The sequence below is a fragment of the Microbacterium sp. UBA3394 genome, from assembly GCF_002358725.1.
Classification (GTDB): domain Bacteria; phylum Actinomycetota; class Actinomycetes; order Actinomycetales; family Microbacteriaceae; genus Microbacterium; species Microbacterium luteum.
The window spans coordinates 1-5,348 of sequence record NZ_DEPK01000037.1; the positions used below are offsets into that span (position 1 = coordinate 1).

Here is a 5,348-nt window from a genome sequence, read left to right on the forward strand (position 1 = left end):
ACGCAGCGCCGTGCGACGCATCCCGCACCCGGCCCGGGGGTCGCGTGGGTGCACGGCAGCCGCATCGGCGTCGCGCGAAGCGGTGACGGCGATCGCTGGGAATACGAGGGAACGCTCGCGCCCGGCGACGGGAGCGCCCTCGCACTCACACCCGGACCGCCGCCGCTCGAGGTCGATCGCACGCACTGGGCGCCCGAGGTGATGCACGACGGCACTCGCTGGCGGATGTACCTGACCGAGATCGAGGGCGTCCCCGATCGGTGGGAGGGCCACGCGCGCCACATCGTGGAGTACACCTCCGACGACCTGCGCACCTGGCGTCGCGTGGGCCCCGCCACCCTCGACAGCGACCGCGTGATCGACGCCGCCGTCAGACGGTGCCCCGACGGCCGATGGCGGCTCTGGTACAAGGACGAAGCGGCCGGTTCGATCACGAAGGTGGCCGTGTCGGATGATCTGACCGGCTGGTCCGCCGGCGGAACCGCTATCGAGGGCCGTCCGCACGAGGGGCCGTTCGTGATCGACCTCGGCGGGTGGTGGTGGATGCTCACCGACGAATGGCGGGGGCTCGCGGTGCATCGGTCGACGGATGCGGTCGCGTGGGAGCGGCAGGACGGTCTCCTCCTCGACGAGGTCGGTCCTCCCGAATCCGGCCTGCAGATCGGGCGTCACGCGATGGTCGTCGTCGACGGCGAGGACGCGGCGTGGATCTACTTCTTCTCCCATCCGTGGTGGGACGGATCCGAGATCGCCGACGCCTCCGACGACCTGCATCGACGCAGTTCCGTCCAGCGTGCGCGGCTGCACGTCGTCGACGACGTGCTGGTCTGCGTGCGCTGACCCTTCGAGACGCGACGGGCCGAGTTCGTGATCCGACCGTTATGAATCGTTCAAAGGTTTTTCCGCGGACCCTCTTGCGAAACGTTTTTCCGTGGCCTACGGTAACAGGCAAGCGCTTTCCCATCCCCGCACCACCTGCAATAAGGGAACGTGCCGACACCGCATCAACGGACAACGAGCGTCTTGGTGAGAGAACACAGGCGTTCGAAGAGAGGACAAGGATGTTCAGCAAGAAGCGGACCATGGCCGCCGTCGCGCTGGCGACCGGCGCGGGACTCGTCCTGGCCGGCTGCTCGGGAGGATCCGAGCCCGCCGACACGATGGACCCGAACGAGGAGGTCACGCTCGACCTCGCCTTCTGGGGCAACGACGTGCGCGCCGAGCTCTACAACGAGGCCATCGCGGCGTTCGAGGAGGAGTACCCGAACATCACGGTGAACTCCTCGTTCCTCGACTTCCCCGCCTTCTGGGAGCGTCGTCAGACCGAAGCCGCGGGCGGCAACCTGCCCGACGTCATGCAGTTCGACTACTCGTACCTCCGCCAGTACTCCGAGAACGGCCTGCTGCTCGATCTCGACCCGTTCCTGGGCGGCATCATCGAGACCGACCCGATCCCGCAGAACATCCTCGACATCGGCGTCGTCGGCGGCACCACGTACGGCATCGCGACGTCGACCAACGCGTGGGGCATGTACACCAACCCCCAGCTGCTCGAGCAGGTCGGCGTGGACGAGTTCGCCGGCGGCACGTGGGATGACTACAGCGCGTGGATGGGCGAGGTGACCGACGCCAGCGGCGGCGATGTCTACGGCGGCTCGGACTACGCCGGGCGCATCCAGAACTTCGAGATCCAGCTGCGCGCCGAGGGAAGCGCCCTGTTCACCGAGGACGGCGAGCCCGGCTTCGACGAGGCGCGCCTCGCGCAGTTCTGGGAGGACGGCCAGGAGCTCATCGACTCGGGCGCCGTCATCTCGTCGCAGCGCCTGGAGGAGCTCTTCCCCACCTCCGGATTCGGCGCCGGCGAGACGGCCAGCGAACTGACGTGGGACAACTTCGGAGCCGGCTACCTCGGCGAGCTGGGCGAGGACTACACCGAGCTCGGGCTCATCGCCCCGCCGATCACCGTCGAGGGGGCGCAGGACCTCTACCTCAAGCCCTCGATGCTCCACACCATCGGCGCGAACACCGAGCACCCCGAGGCCGCTGCGACCCTGGTGAACTTCCTGGTGAACTCGCCCCAGTCGGGTGAGATCTTCGGCACCAACCGCGGCCTGCCCGCCTCGGAGACGGCCCTCGCCGCCGCCGAGCTCGACCCGCTGAGCCAGCAGATCGCCGACTACGAGGTCTCGATCCAGGACCGCCTGGGCGACGCCCCGCCGGTGCCGATCGTCGGCTACGGCACCCTGGAGGAGGAGTTCCGTGTGATCGGGCAGGAGCTCGGCTTCGGAACCATCACCGTCGACGAAGCGGTCGACCGCTTCTTCACCGAGATGGACGTGGTCCTCAGCAACAACGCGTGACACACGCCGGGGGTCCGGCCGCCACGGCCGGGCCCCCGCCCATCGTTTCCCCTCTCTGGATGGAGTGAGCAGTGAGTACGACAGCGACGAGAGTGATCGTCACGGGAAAGAGTTCGCGGCGTTCGCTGATGCAGCGTCGGCGGGCTGAGAACGAGGCGACTCGTCCGGGTCAGAAGCGTCGTCAGCGTAAGGAGACCCTCGCCGGGTACGGGTTCCTGCTGTCGTGGCTGATCGGGTTCTTCGGGCTCACGATCATCCCGATGGTCTACTCGCTGTACCTCTCCTTCACCCGGTACAGCATCTTCCAGCCGCCCCGGTGGGTCGGTTTCGACAACTACATCCGGCTGTTCACCAACGACCCGCAGTTCATCCAGTCCGCACAGATCACCCTCGTGTACGTGCTGGTGGGAACCCCGATCATGCTCGCCGCCGCTCTCGCGGTCGCGATGCTGCTGAACTACCGCGACCGCGGGGCGGCGTTCTTCCGCTCGGCGTTCTACGCCCCGTCGCTGATCGGCGCGTCGGTCTCGGTCGCGATCGTGTGGCGGGCGATGTTCGCCGGCGAGGGCCCGGTCGACAACTTCCTCAGCTTCTTCGGCATCAACCTCGGCTCCTGGATCGGCAACCCCTCACTGGTGCTCCCGGCGATGATCATCCTCGCGGTGTGGCAGTTCGGCGCGACGATGGTCATCTTCCTCGCCGGTCTCAAGCAGATCCCGAAAGAGCTCTACGAAGCCGCCGAGATGGATGGCGCCGGACCCTGGCACCGCTTCCGCGCGGTCACCATGCCGATGCTCTCCCCGGTGATCTTCTTCAACCTGCTGCTGGGCATCATCGGCGCGTTCCAGGTGTTCGCCTCGGCCTACATCATCTCCAACGGCACCGGCGGCCCCGCCGGCATGACGAACTTCATCACCCTCTACCTCTACAAGCGCGGCTTCTCCGACGGCCAGTACGGCTACGCCGCCGCGATCGCCTGGGTGCTGCTGGTCGTCGTCGCCATCATCGCCGTGATCCTTTTCCGCACCCAGAAGAACTGGGTCCACTACTCGGGAGACAACCGATGAGCACGCAGAGCTTCGGCGAACCGGCCGTCCAGGTCCTCGAACAGCAGGACATCGAAGAAGACCTCCCCGACCGCACCCCGCCCCGCCGCCGCAAGGTCAAGCGGAAGACCTGGCAGACCATCATCTGGTTCACGGTCCTCATCGTCATCACCGCGGTCGTGCTCTACCCCCTGGTATGGCTGCTGTTCGCCACCTTCAAACCGACCTCCGAGTTCGGCCAGAACCCCGGCATCCTCCCCGAGAACCCCACCGTGGGCAACTACCTCACCGTCATGGAAGGCATCGCCGGCATCCCGATGTGGAAGTTCTTCTGGAACTCCCTCGTACTGGCCACCCTCGCCGTCATCGGCACCGTCCTCAGCTCCGCCCTCGCCGCCTACGCCTTCGCCCGCGTGCAGTTCAAAGGCCTCGGGATCCTCTTCGCCGCGATGATCGGCACCCTGCTGCTGCCCTTCCACGTCGTGATCATCCCCCAGTACCTGCTGTTCAACACCCTCGACATGATCGACACCTTCTGGCCGCTGGTCCTGCCGAAATTCCTCGCCACCGAAGCGTTCTTCGTCTTCCTGCTCGTGCAGTTCATGCGACAGATGCCCCGCGACATGGACGAAGCCGCCCGCATCGACGGCGCCGGACACCTCCGCATCTTCTGGGCCATCATCGTCCCGCTGATCAAACCCGCCCTCATCACCTGCGCGATCTTCTCCTTCATCTGGTCCTGGAACGACTTCCTCGGCCCCCTCATCTACCTCACCAGCCCCGAGAACTACCCCCTCCCCATCGCCCTGCGCCTCTGGAACGACCAAACCTCCACCAGCGACTACGGCGCCACCGTCACCGCATCCTTCCTCGCCCTCGTCCCCATCCTCATCTTCTTCATCGTCTTCCAACGCTTCCTCGTCGACGGCGTCGCCACCCAAGGCCTGAAGGGCTGAGGCCATGACCACATCGTCGGAGCGGGCGCGGGAGCGTCGCGAGCTGAGGGCCGCCCGTCGCGGAGACCGCGACGGGAGCGGGCCGACGCTCGACGAGCGCGCTCCCGCCCGCTTCCCGGGTGCCACGGCGAAGTTCGGCCTGCTCGGCGAGGTGCTCATGACGGGTCTGCTCGTCACGCTGGTGGCGGTGCCGGTCGTCACCCTGCCCGTCGCGCTGGCCGCCGGCATCCGGCATTTGCGGCGGTTCGTGCGCGCCGAGGGCTCGCACCTGTCGGCGTTCTGGTCGGATGTGCGCCGCGGACTCGCCGGCGGCGCGCTCCTGGGCCTCGGCGGGGTCGTGCTCACCGGCCTGTTCGCGCTCGACATCGACCTCGCCGCCTCGGGGGCCCTGCCCGGCGGGCCGGTCATCGCCGTGGTCGGGTGGGCGGGGCTGGTCGCCCTCGCGATCGCCGTCCTCACCGCCGCGGGTGCGTGGACGCCGGAGACGGGATGGCGCGGCGCGATCGGTGCGGTCCCCTCGCTCGTGCGCCGCGACGTGCCGGGAGCGCTCTATCTGGCCGCGACCGTCGCGTTCGTCGTCATCGTCACGTGGGCGCTCGTGCCCCTCGTGATCCCCGCCCTCGGATGCGCCGCACTGGCCGTGGTGGCCGTTCCCGAGCGCCCGCGGCGCCACGCCGGCTGAGGCATCCACCCCCATCCTCGAAGGAGTCATGCGTGCTGTACGGCGCCGACTACAACCCCGACCAGTGGCCCGAAGAGGTCTGGGAAGACGACGTGCGTCGCATGAACGAGGCGGGCGTGAACATCGTGAGCCTCGGCATCTTCGCCTGGTCGCGCATCCAGCCCGCCGAAGACGTGTGGGACTTCGCCTGGCTCGACCGGGTCATCGACACCCTGCACGCCGGCGGCATCGCCGTGAACCTCGCCACGGCGACCGCCTCGCCGCCGCCGTGGGTGAGCGCGAACTACCCCGAGACGCTGCCCGC

At 67.9% G+C, this 5,348-nt stretch carries 6 protein-coding genes; all 6 read left to right on the forward strand.

Features of this window, described 5'->3' with window-relative positions:
- Positions 1-840, forward strand: an 840-nt coding sequence (locus tag B4E30_RS02095; protein WP_286793276.1) for a hypothetical protein, incomplete at its 5' end; no start/stop codon positions are given.
- A gap of 221 nt (positions 841-1,061) precedes the next feature.
- Entirely contained in the window at positions 1,062-2,360 is a 1,299-nt protein-coding gene (locus B4E30_RS02100) for an ABC transporter substrate-binding protein (RefSeq protein WP_286793277.1), read from the forward strand.
- 128 nt (positions 2,361-2,488) lie between these two features.
- Positions 2,489-3,427: a carbohydrate ABC transporter permease gene (locus B4E30_RS02105; RefSeq protein WP_414683179.1), complete on the forward strand. Its 939-nt coding sequence runs from the start codon at positions 2,489-2,491 to the stop codon at positions 3,425-3,427.
- A complete protein-coding gene (locus tag B4E30_RS02110; RefSeq protein ID WP_083336659.1) occupies positions 3,424-4,362 on the forward strand; it encodes a carbohydrate ABC transporter permease in 939 nt (312 codons plus the stop codon). Before B4E30_RS02105 ends, B4E30_RS02110 begins: the two co-directional genes overlap by 4 nt.
- A 4-nt stretch (positions 4,363-4,366) precedes the next feature.
- Positions 4,367-5,044 (forward strand): hypothetical protein, encoded by a 678-nt coding sequence (locus tag B4E30_RS02115; RefSeq protein ID WP_286793279.1) that lies wholly within the window; start codon positions 4,367-4,369, stop codon positions 5,042-5,044.
- A gap of 32 nt (positions 5,045-5,076) precedes the next feature.
- On the forward strand, positions 5,077-5,348 hold a 272-nt coding region (locus B4E30_RS02120; protein ID WP_286793280.1), incomplete at its 3' end, for a beta-galactosidase.

Bases quoted from the DNA above. Each gene is read 5' to 3' on its own strand.
- B4E30_RS02100 (WP_286793277.1), top strand. From the start codon at position 1,062: ATGTTCAGCAAGAAGCGGACCATGGCCGCCGTCGCGCTGGCGACCGGC.
- B4E30_RS02105 (WP_414683179.1), top strand. From the start codon at position 2,489: ATGCAGCGTCGGCGGGCTGAGAACGAGGCGACTCGTCCGGGTCAGAAG.
- B4E30_RS02110 (WP_083336659.1), top strand. From the start codon at position 3,424: ATGAGCACGCAGAGCTTCGGCGAACCGGCCGTCCAGGTCCTCGAACAG.
- B4E30_RS02115 (WP_286793279.1), top strand. From the start codon at position 4,367: ATGACCACATCGTCGGAGCGGGCGCGGGAGCGTCGCGAGCTGAGGGCC.